The organism is Sphingobacterium sp. UBA7253 (assembly GCF_002472745.1).
In the GTDB taxonomy this organism is placed as follows: Bacteria; Bacteroidota; Bacteroidia; order Sphingobacteriales; family Sphingobacteriaceae; genus Sphingobacterium; species Sphingobacterium siyangense.
Map to the genome: position 1 here is coordinate 18,201 of NZ_DKSP01000219.1, position 18,709 is coordinate 36,909.

The following is an 18,709-nucleotide window of genomic DNA, read 5'->3' on the forward strand; positions in this document are numbered from 1 at the left end:
CGATTTGTAATATGTTACGATTTTTAGTTTTTATTTCATTTGTTTCAGTAGTATTTTTTTCTTGTAAGGATAATCCTCCGACTTATGGCGATGTATTGGCGAAAGAGCTTGAAAATAAGTCCTATAAGGATTTTGACACAGCAGCGTATGTAAAAGTCTTCCATGAAGTATATGGCAAGGAAAAATCTCAATTGGTTAATCCAAGCTGGATGAAGGAATTATCGGATTCTACTGAAGGGATGACTTTAATTGCCGAACACCTTTTTGATGGTAGTATCGACACCATGTTAACTTACTTTGAGCGGAGTGATGCACATGGTATTCGAGCTAGTTATTTCCATACAACTGCGATTAAGGAAACATTATCTTCGCTTCGAAAACTGAAAAGCAAAGATGTTGCTGAAGTTTATCCATTATTGGCCAAACTTGACTTATTGAGTACTGATGGGCTCGTGGCTTATATCAGCAGCATAAAATATGGTGTGGTCAACCCCAAACGCCTTTATGGAAGATATTTCGTTCCTCAAAAGCGTATGAGCTATGGTAAAGTTGTACAAATGCTGGATAGTGTAAAAATTGGAACTGTGTTGACCGATATCCAACCTAAAAATAAGTATTACACCAGGTTTCAGGATTTATTGGAAAATGGGAACCTAAACAGTGCACAACGTAGCCAGGTGTTAATGGTATTGGAAAAATTGCGCTGGATGGGAGATGCTTTTCCGGAGAAATATGTATTTGTGAACATACCTGAACAACGATTACATATTATGGAAGAAGGGAAGACAAGTCAACTGATGAATGTGTGTGTAGGTGAAACTGATAATCCGGCTTATACGCGAAAAGGTGAGAACCACGAGACGCCTGTCATGCAAGGGGTGTTGGATGCCATGCAAGTAAATCCCGTATGGAATATTCCAAGCAGTATTGTCAAGAAAGAGTTATTGTCAAGCGTTCGAAATAATCCAAACTATCTGGCCTCGCGTAATATGGTAGCCTATTACAAAGGTAAACAAGTGGACCCTGCAACGGTCAACTGGAATTCGGATTCTGTGGAGAATTTTCGTTTTAAACAAAATCCTGGCTCGGATAATTCATTGGGGAATGTGAAGTTTTTGTTTGAGAACCCCTATTCCATTTATCTGCACGATACGCCTGCAAAACAAATGTTTGGGCAGAGCAATCGCGCCGTGAGCCATGGTTGTGTGCGTGTTGAAAAACCCGTTGATTTGGCGTCTTACCTTGTCAATAATGAAAAACAGGCCGAAAAAATTGCAAAAGAAATTACCACAGATTCGATCTCAAAATCACGTTGGGTAACACTTAAACGGCAGATGCCAGTTTATATCACCTACTATACGACCTGGTTGGATGACGAAGGGAAAATTGTTACGTATCCGGATATATATGGTTATGATCCGCGTTTGAAGGAAGCGTTAAAGAAATATTGGACAAATTAATCAAAAAGGCTTAACTCATTTAGTTAAGCCTTTTTTTATCGCTAGTATTCAGAGTTGTAGGCTAGTGCTATCCGTACAAAAGGATAGTCTTTGTTGACATTGTTATGGTCTTGATAATGACCTTCCAATCTAAAGTAACCGGAGTAAAGGTTGACACCGAAATTTTTCCAGATACGCATTGAAGCACTCGTGGATACCGCGTGTAGAAAATGGTGGGATTTGTTGCCACTGATTGTGACAAAATATCCGCCACGATAATCTACACCAAATTTAAAGCGGTTTAATGTGCTCAATGTGGCTGAAGCCCTAACATCTGCCCCGGGGCCATAATCGTATGTGCGGCTTTCACCAAAATGGAGATAAGGATCAGGTACAGCAGCCAATACCACTGGACCACCACCAAGGATGGTTGTCAGCTTGGTACGGCTACCAATATTGAAGTTTGAAAAAACATTGTAATTGATGCTCTGTGATCCGTAATAAAAAGCTTCATTGCGTAGAAAGTCGAAGTGCGCAGACACGATACCACGATGACGTCCTGTTAAATTGGATAAAATACGGTTACCGTATAACGAGGCATACACATTGACCGCATTGACGATGGAACTATCATCTGATCCAAGTTCCAAATTAAGGAAGAAGTCATCAAAGGGTTTCTTTTTGTCTAGATCATCGTTGGTGTAAATCAGTTTGATACGGGCATAGATGTCATTCTTTCCTTTATTCAAGATGTCATGTTCCTTGGCATCAAACCGTCTTAGCCCCAATTCAACTTCAGTGTGTACTAAAGAACTGTCGACCACGGCACCTTTTACCTGATCTCCCCAGCGCCCGTCGAGCAGACGGTTTAGCCCGTTTATCGGATTGATCAACATGGCCAATAGTTCTTTTTTATTGCGTTGTCCTTTGGTCAGGCTTGGGCGCGAAAGAATATGATGCGATAGTCTATGGGTCATTTCACCTAAAATAGTACCGCCAAAACTTGTGTTGATGATATCATTGATAGATGGTGGTTCTGTTTCACCTGCAGTTTCCCAGATATAGCTACCAGCTACGGTTGCTGCTGTCGATTGTAAAAAACTGTAGTTGTTGGATCGTAACGAATTAAAATAAAACTGACCGTGATAAGGATGCGCTATTTGATTTGTTGCAAAAAGATTGTCGTCCCAGGTCCAGGCAGACAGTTTTAAATGGCTAAAGAAGTTTTTAAAGGAAATATGGGAAACAGGATCTTTTCGAATGAAGTAATTAACCGAAGCAGGAATAGCTTGGATGGAAAACCACTCAATTCCCGCCCTTAAGAAGTTCTTCTTTTGGTACTCGAATAGACTGTCTGTTTGTTTTACGTTGATAAGATGATTGTTCCAAAGTCGTGGTTGCTCATCGCGGTACATGGGATATTTTTCGACAGGTTTCGCTCGAAATAGGCTATCTGAAGTCATTAAGGAATCTCTAGCTGGTAGGAATGCAGCCTTACTAGGCCGTATACTCCCGAGCTGGACAAGCAACAAAATGATATATATTAAGAGACTATAATGACGTTGGTTAATGCGTTGTTTAATCGAAATGAACATACTGTTTTGCGATAAAATTTGTAAAGAATAACAAATATTGGGGAAAAGTGTTTGTGTGATTAGTACCTTTGCGGCAATTATCCTGTTCAAGTAATTTAAAAATGAACAATACCTTTGAAATATTCAATATAAAATCGATTAATCTTAAGAATGAGTTGTTTGCAGGATTAACGGTCGCAATGACAATGATTCCGGAATCACTCTCATTTGCAATTTTAGCCGGGCTACCACCATTGACGGGACTTTATGCAGCATTTTTAATGGGTTTGATCACTTCCGTTTTGGGAGGTAGGCCAGGGATGGTCTCGGGAGGTGCTGGCGCAACAGTAATTGTATTGATGGCCCTGGCGGCACGTCACGGTATTGATTACCTGTTTGCTGCTGTCGTCTTTGCGGGGCTCCTGCAATTTTTAGTCGGGCTTTTTAAATGGGGGAAATTTGTACGCTTAATTCCGCAGCCCGTTATGTACGGTTTTTTGAACGGACTGGCCATTATCATTTTTATGGCTCAAGTAGTCCAATTTAAGGTGAATACCGGACAGGGAGCGGAGTGGATGTCGGGAAGTACCTTATACATCATGGGGGGACTGACTCTGCTGACGATGTTGATTGTGATTGGATTTCCTCGGATAACGAAGGCTGTTCCAGCCTCTTTAATCGCGATTCTGGTTGTATTTGGTCTGGTTTCTCTTTTAGGTATTGATACCAAAAAAGTAGTAGATATTGCCTCTGTTAGTGGGACATTACCCCATCTACATTTACCTAATGTACCCCTGAGCTGGGAAACATTGCAATTTATTTTTCCGTATTCTTTGGTGATGGCTGGGGTGGGGTTGGTGGAATCGCTTCTGACACTGAACATGGTGGACGAAATAACGGCGAGTAAAGGAAATGCAAACCGCGAATCCATGGCGCAGGGGATAGCCAATACAATCAATGGATTTTTTGGAGGAATGGGTGGCTGTGCCATGGTTGCTCAAACACTGGTCAATTTAAATGCTGGTGCGCGTACGCGACTTTCTTCTTTTATTGGAGCGATGACCATCTTAGTGATTATTTTGGTAGGTGCTCCTTTTATTGAGCAGATACCCATGGCCGCGCTGGTCGGTGTGATGATGATGGTGGCCATTGGAACCTTCCAATGGGTGAGCTTACGGATTGTCAATAAATTTCCCAAATCAGATATTTTCGTTGGGATTATTGTCGCCGGAATTACCGTGGTTTTACATAATTTGGCACTTGCGGTGCTGATTGGTGTAGTGGTATCCGCACTTGTATTTGCCTGGGATAATGCGAAGCGCATTCGGGCAAGAAAATATTTGGATGCCGAGGGCATCAAGCATTATGAAATCTATGGACCTCTTTTCTTTGGTTCAACAGCTAATTTTTTGGATAAATTTGATGTTTTGGAAGATCCCGAGCGCGTGATTTTAGATTTTAAGGAAAGTCGTGTGGTGGATATGTCCGCAGTGGATGCACTCAACAAAATTACCGAACGCTACGCTGCACAAGGAAAAAAAATAGAATTGTGGCACCTCAGTGAAGATTGTCGCTCTTTGTTAAAAAATGCGGCGGGCATTGTGAAGGTCAATATCATGGAAGATCCAACCTATCGGGTCATGCCGGGCAAGTAGACTCTTTTTTGCGCAGCTCAAAAAACAGTTCATTTCCCTGTCTTTGAGGAATACTGTTGGTTGAATCTGTCAGCTGTAAAATGTCAAATTGCGATGCGAATAATTGTTGATATTCCGTTTGATCTCCACCGAAAGGTGGTCCTTGTTGCGCAAATTCCCGTTTAAACAATAAGCCCATCAGTATACTCTGAGGCTTGAGCAAAGTATGCATTTGTTGTACATAGCTGGGACGTAATGAAGGATCCAGTGCACAAAAAAATGTTTGCTCAATTATATAGTCGTACTGACCCTTGTGCTGGAAGAAATCTTGACATACAATCTGGATCTGAGGGCTATTGGCGAACTCCTTTCTTACCTTTGCAACGAGGGTCGGAGCGATGTCAAGTAAGGTAATTTGATGGAACCCCATGTCAAGTAGAGTCTTTGCTTCATAGGCATTTCCACAACCGGGAATTAGAATAGATGCATCTTTGGCAATAGCCTCCGCTGCATAATTGATAATAGCAGGAGAGGCATAGCCAATATCCCAGCCTGTTGCTTTGTTCTTATAACGTTCATCCCAATAATTTTCATCCAATAATGAAGAATTCATAGCTGTTTTGTTCTATATGCTTTAGCAATTTACATAAATATTAGGTCAATAGGGTGCTTCTCTTTGCTGAAAATTGCTTTTAGCTACCCGCTCGGAAGTTGATTTTATTTAGTTGATTTGCACTATCGTGGTCAAAGTTGATTGGTAAGACATCGTATTGGAGAGAAATCTTGAAATTCACTTGTATTCCATACGATATTAAAATTTATAGCGTTCAATTACTCTAGTAGGGATAATCCCCTCATGTTTTTAGATGAATTATATTAAAGTAGTTTTATTTATTGTTTTATTTCTAATTGTTGGTCTTGCCTACGCTAATCAAGATTGGAATGGTTTGGAGAGCGCGCATCACTATATCGGTTATTTGTTGTTATCACTCTATATATCGGGCTCAACACTGTTTATGTATAAACCTCTTAAAGGGGATCGAAAACTAAAACGACATTTTTTTATTCGATTTTCTGTAGTCTGTATCGCCTTTCTGCTACTTCTTGTCCCATATTTGATTCTTAAACAACAAAATGATGCTTTGGGGGCTGGATATTTACTCTATTTTATGACCGTCAGTCTTGCAGCACCGTTGTCCATTTATGCCTTTATTGAGATCCTATGGTTATTTACCCAAAAGAAATATCCGCAAATAGGTGTTAACCTATTACTTGTTGGCTATATCTACGGCCTTTTTTTATTCAGTGGTCTATTTGGATATTAAACCTATGGGAGACACGGACTTGTCATCATCGCCTTTTAATCGGTTAAAATTAAGCATGTTTCTGCTCGTTTTTCTAGAATTACTTTTTTGTGAAAAGAATCATTGATTAAAATTGTTGTTTGCTTCTTATCCGGAAAATTGCTAATTTAATAAGGATTCTTAAACCTGAATTTAAAGAATCTCGAGACTAAACCTGATCAGGTCCTTGTTCTTGAAGATAACAATTTTATAACCAATTAATGGATTGAGGTATGATACACAAAGTAGTTTCCCTTGTATTGGGAGGAGGTCGAGGGTCGCGCCTTTTCCCATTGACACAGCAACGGTCGAAACCAGCGGTTCCAATAGCTGGAAAATATCGTTTGGTCGATATTCCGATTTCGAACTGTTTGAATTCTGGCTATAATAAGATCTTCGTACTGACGCAGTTCAATTCAGCCTCTTTGAACACACACATCAAAAATTCTTACAATTTCAGCATTTTCAGTAAGGGCTTTGTTGACATCTTGGCTGCTGAGCAGACCAATGAGGGCGATCGTTGGTTTGAGGGTACGGCTGATGCCGTTAGGCGAACGCAGAAACATCTCCTGAATGTAGATTACGACTACATTCTTGTCTTGTCTGGTGATCAGTTATACCAAATGGATTATTCGAAGCTGATTGACTTCCATGTTGAAAATGGGGGGGATGTTACCATTGCGACTATACCAGTCAATGGTAAGGATGCTACAGGATTTGGTATTTTAAAAGCGAATGAAGCAAATGAAATTACCGCTTTTGTTGAAAAGCCCGATAAGGATGAAGTATTAAATTGGACCTCAGAGGTCTCCGAGGTTTTGCATAAGCAGGGAAGACATTATCTGGCATCCATGGGGATTTATGTTTTCTCAAAAAACATCTTGCGCAACCTTTTAATTGCCAACCCCGGGATGGATTTTGGCAAGGAAATTATACCGGATGCCATTGAAGCACTTCGCGTGTTAAGTTATCAATTTGATGGTTATTGGACCGATATCGGAACCATCAAATCCTTTTTTGATGCCAATATCGGATTAACGGATGACATTCCGGATTTCAACCTGTTTAATGAAACCGTGTATACACGTGCGCGGATGCTTCCACCTTCGAAAATTTCGGGGACAACCTTGAATAATACGGTAATTGCCGATGGATGTATTTTAAATGGAGATAAACTGGAGAGGTCTGTTATTGGGATACGTTCCCGTATTGGTGAAGGGACGGTTATTAAATCGACCTACATGATGGGAACAGATTACTATGAGCAATTGGAAGAAGTATTGGAATTGGGAAATACACAAAAGCCACCACCGGTAGGCGTGGGTAAACGTTGTTATATTGAAAATGCTATTTTGGATAAGAACTGCCGTATTGGAGATGACGTTCGTATCATTGGTGGACCGGGCTTGAATGATGGCGATTTTGATACGCATATGATCTGTGACGGCATCGTTGTTGTGAAAAAAGATGCGATCATTGCCAATGGTGTTACGATAGGATTTTGATCATTTATATATGTTGAAGCGAAAGTCCGCCGTCTATTTAAAAGCTAAAACAGCGGACTTTCGTTACTTTTCCTTTGTTTAATGATAAAATGGAGATTGATGCCCAATATTGCCGTGCTGTATGGATTAATACTGTCAAAGAGGTAGTTTATAAATATTATCTTTGCGCATTATAAAATTTTTTAAGGCTAAAATGATCGATTACTGGAAACAGATTGTTTTTTATTGGCTACTGGTTTTACTTTTTGTAATGCCGGTTACCTCATTTGCGCAGATCTTGTCGGAACAACCTTCGGATTCGAGCAGCAGATCTCATTTTTTTAAGAAAATTCCTTACAAAGAACTGGCTGTTCCTGTAGGATTGATCACCTATGGTATCGTTGCCAAAGGGAATCCCTTTTTAAAAGGGATAGATGAAGACATTAGAGACGGCGTTTCGAGAAGGAACAATCAAAAAATTAAGTTGGACGATTTCACACGTTTTGCTGGAACTGCCGGAGTTTTTGTGCTGGATGCGGTCGGGGTACCTGCGAAACATAACCTTAAACAACGCCTGTTCACAACGGCGGTTTCCAATATTATCATGACTTCAACCGTGAGAATTATGAAATCTACTATACCTGTTTGGCGACCCGATAGTTCAGCGAACAATTCCTTTCCTTCAGGGCATGCTGCCACTGCATTTGTTGGTGCGGAATTACTTTGGCAGGAATACAGACAGGAGTCAATTTGGTACGGAATAGCGGGGTATGCTGTTGCCGCGGGTACCGGTTATCTGCGGATGCACAATGATAAGCACTGGTTCTCGGATATCGCTATGGGAGCTGGGGTCGGGATCTTAAGTACTAAAATCGCCTATTGGTTGCTACCGCTGGTAGACAGTCGATTGCAGAATTCAAAAAAGAGTTATGTGGTATTACCAACCTATAATGGACGGCAATTTTGCCTAAATGCCAGCTTACAGTTTTAGGCTCTTTTTTTTAAGTCCCATTCGGAGCCTCTACATTGATCGTACTCGGCTCGCCTGAAAATAAAATTTCTTAGATATTATTCGTACAGGGATATAAATCCACTTTAAATCCCTGTGTTCACTACCGTTTTTAGGTGTCCTACCTGAAGATTGGGACTGCTGTGTCCGGCATTTCCATTCCCTGTTTTAAGCATGTAACGTTTCTGTGAATTTTGGATTAAAAAATCATATTAGTTTCGTTAATAAGATTTTGTTTTTTAAATTTAATAGACAATCTAATCCACTTTTGCTGTTTTTTATAAAAAGAAAGACATGCAAAGTCAATAAACCAAAGTTGAACCCTACGGTTCTTTATTATTTTAAACCAATTTGTAATTATGATGAGAAATTTTTTTCTTCATGGAAAGGCGAGACCCATTAGCCTTTTGGGGCTCTGCCTGCTGTTTAGTCAGCCTGATTCTTACGCGCTGAATCTGGATCCGATCAATGCTATTGTCGATCAGGATCAGGTTACAGGGATCATCAAAGATGAAAAAGGTCAGGTATTAGCCGGTGCTACCATCACCGTCAAAGGAACATCCGTTCAAACGTCCTCCAATCAACAAGGTGTTTTTTCTATTCGCGCAAAGCGCGGTGATGTTTTGGTCGTGAACTACCAAGGGTTTACAAAACAGGAGGTGGCCGTTTCCGCAGGTAATGTGAACGTGGTCATGGTATCGAGTGATCAAGCACTTGAAGAAGTCGTGATCATTGGCTATGGTAAGCAGCGGAAAGGGAATATTACCGGTTCGGTCGCTACCGTCAATGCAGAACAGTTAAAAAACATCCCCAGTTCAAATCTTTCCAATTCACTCGCCGGTAGAGCTGCAGGTGTCAATGTCACCAATACTTCGGGGATGGCCGGAGCATCGTCGAGCTTGCGTATACGGGGGAGTTTTGCCGAGCCACTCTATGTAATTGATGGCGTGGTTCGCGATAAAGCTGCATTCGATGTGCTTGAAGCGAACGAGGTTGACCAAATGACCTTCTTAAAAGATGCTGCAACAGCCGCAGTGTATGGCACCCGGGCCGGTAATGGCGTAGTGGTGGTAACGACAAAAAAAGGAACGGCGCAAGCACCTGTTTTTAATGTACAAAGTAATTATACTTTCAATACGCCAACACAGGAGCTCCTTGCTAATTTAACGACTGCGCAAGATGAACTCACTTATCAAAACCGGGTCGCCGAATTTCGTGGTCTTTCTATCCCCAATGGACAAAAAGAGTTTGATTATTTCAAGGACAAAAATTACAATGCTAATGACGTTATCTGGCGCAATCCGTTTACACATCGACAATCAATATCGGTTAATGGGGGTGGCGACAAAATTACTTATTATAGCTTGCTGAGCTACCGTAAAGAAAATGGATCTTATAAATCTTTGGATCATGAGAAATTTAATCTAAGGAGCAATATTTCCGCACAGATTACCGAAGATTTTAGCATGGATTTTAATATTTCAGCCAACCAGACTAATTCGAAGCGCTTTTTTTGGCCATTCAGCACATCTTCGAACGATGATGATTTTGATGTATCCGATTTCTACCGTGTTACATTCAACTGGCCAAAGATGTATCCGTTTTACCTGAATGCAGACGGAACACCGAGCAATACACCTACGGCTTATCCTGTACAGACGCCTATGGGAAGCTGGCAGGCGTGGAATGTGATCGATCAGGTCATTGGGGATCGCTATATAGACCGTAAAGTGCGGCAGGTCAATCCTATTATGACCCTAAACTTGAAGCTGGATAAATTGGTACAGGGCCTTTCGACAAAAGTTGTCGGAAGTTACATTGCTCAAGACTATATGCGCAAGCGTTATATGAGTTTTCAAAAGAACTATACCTTTACTTCTTTAAACCCGAATGACAACCGCTTTATACCAGCTCCGCCATCAGAAGCGAATATTAATATTTTTACTTTTAGTCAGAGCCAGCCTTTCATGGATTACAGCCCACAACGATTGTGGGAATATCAGGTAAACTGGTTTTTAAACTATAACCGCAAGTTTGGTAAACATTCCGTCGACGGAACATTGGTTTATGAACAGTCCAAAAAAGGAGGGACTTATGTCACTTCACGGGCAGAAAATCCAATTACAGCCCTGGATCAAATGTTTATTTATCCTACAGATCGCAACTTTAGGTCGACAACTGCCAATGAAACGATCGATTCGAGACGTGGTATCATCGGGCGTGCCAACTACAATTATGCGGATAAATATATTGCGGAGTTTTCTTTTCGTTATGATGGTTCACCATTATTTCCGACGGATAAGCGGTGGGGATTTTTTCCTTCAGTATCAGCAGCCTGGCGTGTGTCGGACGAAAACTTCTTTACGGATATAAAAAATACGATATCGGATTTGAAGTTCAGAGCTTCTTATGGTACAACGGGTAACGATTTGGATGTCAATGCCAATCGAATCGGGCAATTTGGTTATTTAGAAAAGTATACAACCTCGGGCGGTTATATGTTTGGTGACCGCTATTATAACGGTATTGCGTATGGTGCAACCCCAACACAAAATCTAACCTGGACAACTTCTAAGAGTGTCAACTTGGGTTTAGATTTTGGATTTGTTAATAATAAGCTGACCGGTAGCCTTGATCTGTTTTCACGCAAGGAAACCAATATTCTTGGTCCAAGATCGCTGAAGGTCCCTGACAATTACGGTCGTGCACTTGCTCCTGAAAACTATGCGGCGAGAAGTTATAAAGGCGGCGAGATTTCTTTTAACTGGAATGACAAGGTTGGTGAAGTGGCTTATGGTCTCAATGCCAATCTGGGGTATGCCAAAGACCGTTGGGACATCATTGACGAAGAACCATCTTATGCATCGGGCCAGCCGCAGAATTTTCGCTCCAGAATTGGACGACCTGAGAATAGAATTATCGGCTTAGAATCCCTTGGTTTGGTTAGGACACAGGCTGAAGCTGATGCGTTGAAAGCAAAAGGATTTAAGACCTACGGAAGGGATCCTTTTCCTGGGATGATCTTATATAAAGATATTCAGGGGGCGAATTACTCAGGTGGTCCGGATGGGAAAATTGATGATAACGATTTGCAGTTATTGTCGGACAATAATTCTCCGCGCATCAATTATGGGTTTGGATTCAATGCGAGCTGGAAGGGTTTTTATGTCTCGGCCTTATTTCAGGGAGTTCTTGCTTATGATCGCATGATCAGTAATCAAGAAGGCGGTGGAATGCGTCAGCACGGTGATACCTTCCGTCCATATTATCCAATTTGGGCTTCCGATGTCTGGACACCGGATAATACCGACGCCAAATATCCGCGGCCAACAGGATACTCTGGATGGGCCGAATCCGGTGCAGCCCCTTCGTCATTCTGGATAAGAAATGGAGCCTATTTGCGCTTACGTGACATTAATGTTTCTTATCGATTGCCGAAGAGCATGACGGAGAAACTGCGTGTGAAAGATGTCAATCTGTTTTTTAATGGGACCAATTTGTTTGTTTTTTCGCCAATGAAAGAGTTTCATGATCCCGAACAAAAGCTGTATGATTCTTATCCAGTCATGAAAACCTTTACGTTTGGACTTGATGTTAAATTTTAAATGAAAAAAAGATGAAAAAAATATATTATCCTTTAATTGCATTGGCTTTGTGCATGTCCTCCTGTAAAAATGTATTGGACATTGAGGACCTCAATTCGCTGGATGAAGCCAAGGTATGGGCTGATCCAAATCTAGTGAACGGCTATCTTGCCAATTTATATCCACTATTTGGTAACTGGAATTCTGGTGCGGACGGAAATTCGGAACAACTAATCGGCATCGCTTTTCCATTGGATGCGGTTACCGTCAACAATGGTTCTTACAAATCATGGGATTATACAACCATCCGGAAAATCAATACGGCCATACAGAAAGTCAATGAAAGTACTTCATTAAAAGACGATTTTAAAAAAACGGTGATTGGCCAAGCGTTGTTTATGCGTGCCTTTATGTATTTTAACATGGTCAGGATCCACGGCGGTGTTCCTTATATTACTGTACCGCAAGACCTAAAAAATGATGATCTTAATGTGCCCCGCAATTCGACAAAAGAATGTTTTGATCTGATCGTTAAAGATCTGGATCAGGCAATTTCACAATTGCCAAAAACAATTGCAAAAGGAACAGCAGATTATGGGAAAATTGATGGTGATTTTGCAGCCGCTTTTAAAGCAAAGGTATTGTTATATAAGGCTTCTCCACAGTTTAACCCTTCCAATCCTTATGGAAATGCCTATTGGCAGGAGGCCAATACCGCAAATAAATTAGCTTATGATCAGCTTAAGGCGGATGGCTATAGTTTGACTTCAGATTATTCCAACATTGCGCTGGTAGAAAAGGGGCCGGAGGTTGTTTTTGCTGTGATTAATACCTATCCAAATAAAGTTGCCAATTGGGATAATGGTGTACGTCCGGGATCTGAAAGTAGGGGGCCGGCAAGTTCCGTTCCATCCTGGGAATTTGTAAAAGCTTTTCCAATGAAAGATGGAAAGTTATATTCCGATCAAGCGGGTAAATACCATAAGACAGAAGATCAATTTTTACAATCCTATTGGGAAAACCGCGATCCGCGTTTTGACAAGTCTATTGTGTGGAATGCCAAAATCTATGAAGTTTCCGGCAAGACTGGCAAAAGACAATACACTTCTGTCGGTATTGCTCCGGCTTTAGATGACTTTGGCATTAACCCGAAGGCAAAAACTCCATCGTCCAATTTGGATCGATATAGCGGGTTTTTTATCTTAAAAAATTCCAAACTGTCATTAAAGCAAACCGAAGTGGAAACTCAGTATGATGTCGACTTTGTGTTGATGCGCTATGCCGAGGTCCTATTGAATTATGCTGAAACGGCAAATGAAACAGGAGATTTTGCGACAGCCTTAGACCTGGTTACGCAAATTAGGAAAAGAGCGGGAATCGAGCCGGGCGCAGACAATAAATTTGGCATAACAGCAACCACGAAGGAACAAATGCGCGAGGCCATTTTGGCAGAGCGTAATATTGAGTTCTGTTTTGAGGGACATCGTTTTTGGGATTTAAGAAGGTTACGTAAGCTCAATATACTGAACAATACAACCAAACATGGAGTTGAAGCGATAGCAATAAATTCAAATGGAACGGAGATGAATCTGGATGATGCCAATGCATTGGCCAAAACATATACATTGAAGGAAAATCAGTTCAAATATAGCGTCTTGCAGGTGCCCAGTACAGGAAACAAAGTGAATTTGGTACCCGATACCTATTATTTCTTTCCCGTCGCGCAGTCGGTCATTGACAAGAACCCAAATATCAAGCAGAATAAAGATTGGGGCGGAACATTTAATCCAACCATGGAATAGTATTTTTGTCTAAACCTATTCAATAAAAAACACCCGCAACAGCTAAAGCCGTTGCGGGTGTTTTATTTAAATCTCATTTATGGTGAGTTTATTAATCACCCGATTGAGCCTTATTTGGATGATAATTTAAAAACTCTTGAACTGAGTCTACCCTGGCCTTTGATTTTGATTTCTTTCGGATAGAGTTCCAAAAGTCCATAGGCGTTGCTGGTAGCTGTTTCGATCATACCCTCCATGGTTACAAAAGGAATATTATTTGCCATTACATAATTGCCTTTATGATTATGACCGGAAAGTACCAACTTAACTTCGGGGAATTTGTATAGTATATCAAGAACCTTCCGGTTATTGAGTGTTTCATAGCCGTTTTCTGGCAATAAAGGATGATGTGTCAATACGATCACATGCTCTTTGTTTTTCCACGCTTGGGCAAGTTCGTTTTGTAACCATTCGAGTTGTTTACGGTCAACTCCGCCATTCCAGGGTTGCGTATTTTTCCTTCCGCTTGTCTGTAGGCTATCCACCAGGGTTTTCCATTCACGTTGGTCTGCTGAATTGGGCGTTGTGGCATATTCACTGAGCGCATTCGTATTTAAGAAAACAAACCGCCATTTTCCTTTTGTAAATGCATAGTATTTAGCTGGCATCCCAAAAGCAGTGTGCAAAAGATCCGGTTTGGATACGTTAACATAGTCGTGGTTTCCAAGTAGACAATAAGTCGTTTTTTTTAAGGGGGAGAGATGTTCTAACAGTACTGGAAGATCTTTTGGACCTTCGTCGACAAGATCGCCAAGAATCAATGAAAAATCGACCTTATTGCGATTGAAGAAGTCTACAGCCGTATCGACCTTCATTAATGAATTGTGGTAGAAACGGCTACCGTGGTCTGTTTTGTCTGCGTATTGCATATCGGCCATGATACCGATACGGAGGACCGGTGTGTTGGATTGTGCCATGCTGAATAAGCCGGGTAAAGAGCAGATGACGAATATGGAAAGAAACTTCCATTCCTGTTTGATTTTTAAGCCAATCTGTTTCATTTTTTTAGCGTTTTAAAATATGTTGCTATAAGAATATATTAGTCCGTATTCCGGTAATGTTGCTTTGCTGTCTGTTTAGTCTATTTTTTGAACCACTGTTCTAGGTAATTGATTATAATGTTATCACGAGTATACTGAGAATAAATTAGAGATTCAAGTAAATTGAATACACAAACGTTTGTGTAAATTGATGGATCACTAACGAATTATAAATAATTGCCAACACATATAAACTATCGATTTTTTAGCTATTGTAATACTGTAAATTGGCGATTGTGGTGTTTAACGAATAAAAGGTTTTAACTTCTGTGTTGATTGTAATTTTTTAAGGACTTATTATTTGAAACGAAATGCAAAAATAAATACGTATGATAAAGAAAATCCTGATTAGCTTGACTTCAATTACCATTATTGGCTGTTGCTGGTTTTTTTTACGCTATTCGACGCTATCGACTTGGCGCCTACGCAAAATAATCATTTGGCAAGTGAGGGAAAATGGAAAATAGAGCAGCGGGCTGATATTGTCAATAGGACAAGCTGGTCGTTGTTCTGCAAAACATGGATGACTAGTATTCAAAAAAAACGTATTTTCACAATAGACAAATTTTATCCATACCAGTAAGGACTAAAAAACTAAATAAATGATCAAACAGAATTCGGCGGAGAGAATCACTATTTACCTGAATACAAAGGAAGAGTGGCGATTTTGGCTTGAGAACAATCATCACATAGCACAATCAATTTGGGTGATCTGTAATACTAAAAAATCAAATTTACCGGTGGTCAACTGGACTGAACTTGTGGATGAAGCTTTGTGTTTTGGCTGGATTGATAGCACACGGAGGCCGATTGATGCCTATTCATTCATGCAGTTATTTAGCCGAAGAAAACCCAATAGTACCTGGTCTAAAATTAACAAAGAAAAAGTTAAAAAACTAATCGATGCGAATCTGATGACTCCAGCGGGGCATGAGGTTATAAAAATAGCGCAAGAAAATGGCTCTTGGTCAATTTTGGACAGTGTGGAAGAATTAATTATTCCCGAGGATTTGGATGAAGCATTTCAACATTACGCTGGTTCAAAAGATTATTTTCTTGGATTGAGTAAATCCGTCAAAAAAATGATGTTGCAATGGATTGTTCTCGCCAAAAGACCAAATACCCGCAAAAAACGCATTGATGAGATTGCCGCAAGAGCAGCAGAAAAAGACAGGCCTAAGCAATTTCAGTAAGTTTCCAGTATTTTGAACTGCTATTTCGAGTGGTGAATAAAGGATTTTTAGTCAGATCTAAACATCTGGTTTTAGAAATTCTATTACCTAATAGGGCTGTTTAAATAGTGCTATTTTCATGGCTATTTATTTAATAGCAATCTTTTGGAAGCGCTTCATTGTAAAACTGATTTTCAATTTTTCCTACAAAACGTATTAATTAATTTATACCAGTTCTACTATTAGCAGGGGTTTAACAGGGGGATAACAGGGGGTTAACAGGGGTATAACAGGGGTAAACCCTTGCTAACACCCTGTTAATCCCCTGTAAAAATGGTATTATTCCGGTTTAACTTACGAACGTGATCGCAATGTGGTAACTTGGTTAGCGGATAAAGAATAGCTGTCTCAACAATGCCATTTTTATATTGGGAATATGATAAGAGGTGATAGTGCGTGTTGTATAATGATGAAACGATCAAAAGACCATGTCAAAGCTTATATTAATAGCAACTTGATTTGCTGTATTTGATCAATTTTTGTATCATTGGGGAGATGATAACCAATGCAGCAGCTTAAGTCTTTTTTATACGCGTATCTCCAACTCTTTCTTCTCCTTTTCTTAGGGCAATCTTCAGTTTGGAGCCAGGTCAATACGTATGCGTTTAAAACCTTAACTTCTGACCAGGGCCTGGTGCATAATCATGTCAATTGCGCACTCAGGGATAAGTACAATTACTTATGGTTTGGTACCGAATCTGGCCTGAGCCGATTTGATGGAGCGCAATTCACAAATTTTCGCTATTCCGCCAATAAACGTACCGGGCTGAGTGGAAATTCGATTTCCGCAATCTTTGAGGGACCAGAAGGTAATGTATGGATCCGTACCAGCAACCGGATGAATGTGTATGATCAGCATTCAGGCATTATCGTCCAGCAGCTTGATTCCATACTGACCCGCTTAAAGTTGCCCGTCAAAGACGTACATACGATAAGACCGCTGGAAGGGCAGACCTTTGCACTATTGTATAGCGATCGTTCACTGATCTTGTACGATAGCCTAAAGAAAACCTATCGTACTGTACCGCAGTTGACCAAAAACAACCGAATAGCCGATGTGATAGCTGGGCAAGGGCAGACGATCTGGGTAATCTACGAAAATGGCCTGCTGGGTCACATTGATACGAAATCACTGCGAAGTACCAAAACTAGCTTATTGCCGATCAGCAATAAGCTGGTAAATTATAATCTATTTGCCGATCAGGACGGGGCGATATGGATCTTCTCAAAGGATATTCCAATCGGTGTATACTGGCTTGATCCGAAAGATGGATCAATTCAACATCTCCAAAAAGAACTATCCAATCCTTTTGTAGGCAATATCGTGCAAGATGATAAAGGGCATCTCTGGCTAGGAACTGACCATGGTGGGATCAATGTTTATGATAAAAAAACAAAAAGTGTACAAATCATCGGTAACGATAAATATGATTTACGGAGCCTACCTTACAATAGCATAACGGCTTTATATCGGGATAAGTCAGGGATTATCTGGACGGGAACATACAAAGGCGGCATCAGTTATTATCATCCCAACTTGTTATTATTCTCCTTAGTCAAGAACTATCCTGGACTTCCCAAATCACTTCCCTTTGACGACGTCAATAAGTTTGTACAGGATCGAAAGGGTAATCTCTGGATTGGGACAAATGGCGGGGGATTGCTCTATTATGATCTCAGTCAGAAAACCTTTACGCAATACCTGCATGATCCTCAGGATCCCAATAGTTTGAGCAGCAACGTGATTGTTTTCTTATTGCTGGATGCGGAAGACAGGCTGTGGATAGGAACTTATCGAGGTGGTATGTGTCGATTTGACGGCAAAAGTTTTAAGGTTTTCCACCGTGACGCGGCCCCCGGGAAATTGAATGACGATAGTGTATGGGAGATCTATGAAGATAGTCAACATCGGTTTTGGATAGGAACGCTAAGTACCGGCCTGTACCTGTTTGATAAAAAAACAGAACAGTTTTCGAAAACATATACACGGCAGGGCCAAACCATCAACAGCAATTATATCTCTGTCTTATTTGAGGATTCAAAAAAACGTCTCTGGATCGGCACAGCTACAGGATTGGCATTGTTGACACCCGACGACAAGATTACTTATATCAATACATCCAGTTCGCCTATGAAACTCATGAATGATCTAATTTATGATATCAAAGAGGATAAAACTGGTCGTATTTGGGTAGCGACACAAGAGGGACTGCATGTAATCGATGGTGCGAAAATAAGCTATCTTACACAGCAAGATGGGCTTAGCGACGATGCAATCCTGGCGCTCTTGATAGATGATCAAGGTGATATTTGGGCTTCCACAAACAAAGGCCTGTCGACGATTGTCGGTACAGGGCAGGCAGAGAAGTTTATCATCCGCAATTTTACGCAGGAATTGGGCCTTCAGGGTAATGTATTCAATGAAAACGCTGCTTTAAAAATGCGGGACGGAAGACTTGTTTTTGGTGGGCCAAAGGGGTTCAATTTTATTGATCCTGCGAAAATTAGCCGCGAAAGTGAACTGATCTT

General features: G+C 40.6%; 12 protein-coding genes. 9 read left to right on the plus strand and 3 right to left on the minus strand.

The features are described 5' to 3' along the window. Nucleotides 1–11: 11 nt before the first annotated feature. Nucleotides 12–1,460, plus strand: coding sequence for a L,D-transpeptidase family protein (locus B2X72_RS22415; RefSeq protein WP_286851527.1), 1,449 nt, complete (start codon nt 12–14; stop codon nt 1,458–1,460). 41 nt (nt 1,461–1,501) lie between these two features. Here B2X72_RS22415 and B2X72_RS22420 read toward each other — a convergent pair whose 3' ends face one another. After that, a complete protein-coding gene (locus B2X72_RS22420; RefSeq protein WP_286851529.1) occupies nt 1,502–3,034 on the minus strand; it encodes a DUF3943 domain-containing protein in 1,533 nt (510 codons plus the stop codon). 101 nt (nt 3,035–3,135) lie between these two features. Between B2X72_RS22420 and B2X72_RS22425 the strand changes: the two genes are divergently transcribed. Next, nucleotides 3,136–4,668 (plus strand): SulP family inorganic anion transporter, encoded by a 1,533-nt coding sequence (locus B2X72_RS22425; protein WP_286851530.1) that lies wholly within the window; start codon nt 3,136–3,138, stop codon nt 4,666–4,668. Here the strand turns inward: B2X72_RS22425 and B2X72_RS22430 are convergent. Next, nucleotides 4,652–5,260: a methyltransferase domain-containing protein gene (locus tag B2X72_RS22430; protein WP_286851532.1), complete on the minus strand. Its 609-nt coding sequence runs from the start codon at nt 5,258–5,260 to the stop codon at nt 4,652–4,654. The genes B2X72_RS22425 and B2X72_RS22430 overlap by 17 nt on opposite strands. A 253-nt stretch (nt 5,261–5,513) precedes the next feature. Here B2X72_RS22430 and B2X72_RS22435 point away from each other — a divergent pair, with 253 nt between their 5' ends. From B2X72_RS22435 to B2X72_RS22455, 5 genes are all read left to right on the plus strand, one after another. Continuing rightward, nucleotides 5,514–5,972, plus strand: a complete 459-nt coding sequence (locus tag B2X72_RS22435) for a hypothetical protein (RefSeq protein WP_145327435.1) — start codon at nt 5,514–5,516, stop codon at nt 5,970–5,972. Between the two features lie 251 nt (nt 5,973–6,223). Further along, a complete protein-coding gene (locus B2X72_RS22440; RefSeq protein ID WP_145327434.1) occupies nt 6,224–7,495 on the plus strand; it encodes a glucose-1-phosphate adenylyltransferase in 1,272 nt (423 codons plus the stop codon). A gap of 163 nt (nt 7,496–7,658) precedes the next feature. Next, nucleotides 7,659–8,465, plus strand: a complete 807-nt coding sequence (locus B2X72_RS22445; protein WP_286851535.1) for a phosphatase PAP2 family protein — start codon at nt 7,659–7,661, stop codon at nt 8,463–8,465. 377 nt (nt 8,466–8,842) lie between these two features. Then, nucleotides 8,843–12,088: a SusC/RagA family TonB-linked outer membrane protein gene (locus B2X72_RS22450; RefSeq protein ID WP_208734134.1), complete on the plus strand. Its 3,246-nt coding sequence runs from the start codon at nt 8,843–8,845 to the stop codon at nt 12,086–12,088. An 11-nt stretch (nt 12,089–12,099) separates the two neighbouring features. Next, nucleotides 12,100–13,869, plus strand: a complete 1,770-nt coding sequence (locus B2X72_RS22455) for a RagB/SusD family nutrient uptake outer membrane protein (protein ID WP_286851537.1) — start codon at nt 12,100–12,102, stop codon at nt 13,867–13,869. A gap of 110 nt (nt 13,870–13,979) precedes the next feature. Here B2X72_RS22455 and B2X72_RS22460 read toward each other — a convergent pair whose 3' ends face one another. Further along, the gene (locus tag B2X72_RS22460; RefSeq protein WP_286851538.1) at nt 13,980–14,909 is read right to left on the minus strand and encodes a metallophosphoesterase; all 930 of its coding nucleotides are present in this window, start codon (nt 14,907–14,909) and stop codon (nt 13,980–13,982) included. A gap of 641 nt (nt 14,910–15,550) precedes the next feature. Here B2X72_RS22460 and B2X72_RS22465 point away from each other — a divergent pair. Together B2X72_RS22465 and B2X72_RS22470 are read left to right on the plus strand one after the other, a co-directional pair. After that, the gene (locus tag B2X72_RS22465) at nt 15,551–16,141 is read left to right on the plus strand and encodes a YdeI/OmpD-associated family protein (RefSeq protein ID WP_286709518.1); all 591 of its coding nucleotides are present in this window, start codon (nt 15,551–15,553) and stop codon (nt 16,139–16,141) included. Between the two features lie 544 nt (nt 16,142–16,685). Then, nucleotides 16,686–18,709: ligand-binding sensor domain-containing protein (locus tag B2X72_RS22470; protein ID WP_286851539.1), on the plus strand; the 2,024-nt coding region annotated here is incomplete at its 3' end.

Bases quoted from the DNA above. Each gene is read 5' to 3' on its own strand.
- B2X72_RS22425 (WP_286851530.1), top strand. From the start codon at position 3,136: ATGAACAATACCTTTGAAATATTCAATATAAAATCGATTAATCTTAAG.
- B2X72_RS22460 (WP_286851538.1), bottom strand. From the start codon at position 14,909: ATGAAACAGATTGGCTTAAAAATCAAACAGGAATGGAAGTTTCTTTCC.
- B2X72_RS22415 (WP_286851527.1), top strand. From the start codon at position 12: ATGTTACGATTTTTAGTTTTTATTTCATTTGTTTCAGTAGTATTTTTT.
- B2X72_RS22420 (WP_286851529.1), bottom strand. From the start codon at position 3,034: ATGTTCATTTCGATTAAACAACGCATTAACCAACGTCATTATAGTCTC.
- B2X72_RS22430 (WP_286851532.1), bottom strand. From the start codon at position 5,260: ATGAATTCTTCATTATTGGATGAAAATTATTGGGATGAACGTTATAAG.
- B2X72_RS22450 (WP_208734134.1), top strand. From the start codon at position 8,843: ATGATGAGAAATTTTTTTCTTCATGGAAAGGCGAGACCCATTAGCCTT.
- B2X72_RS22465 (WP_286709518.1), top strand. From the start codon at position 15,551: ATGATCAAACAGAATTCGGCGGAGAGAATCACTATTTACCTGAATACA.
- B2X72_RS22455 (WP_286851537.1), top strand. From the start codon at position 12,100: ATGAAAAAAATATATTATCCTTTAATTGCATTGGCTTTGTGCATGTCC.
- B2X72_RS22435 (WP_145327435.1), top strand. From the start codon at position 5,514: ATGAATTATATTAAAGTAGTTTTATTTATTGTTTTATTTCTAATTGTT.
- B2X72_RS22440 (WP_145327434.1), top strand. From the start codon at position 6,224: ATGATACACAAAGTAGTTTCCCTTGTATTGGGAGGAGGTCGAGGGTCG.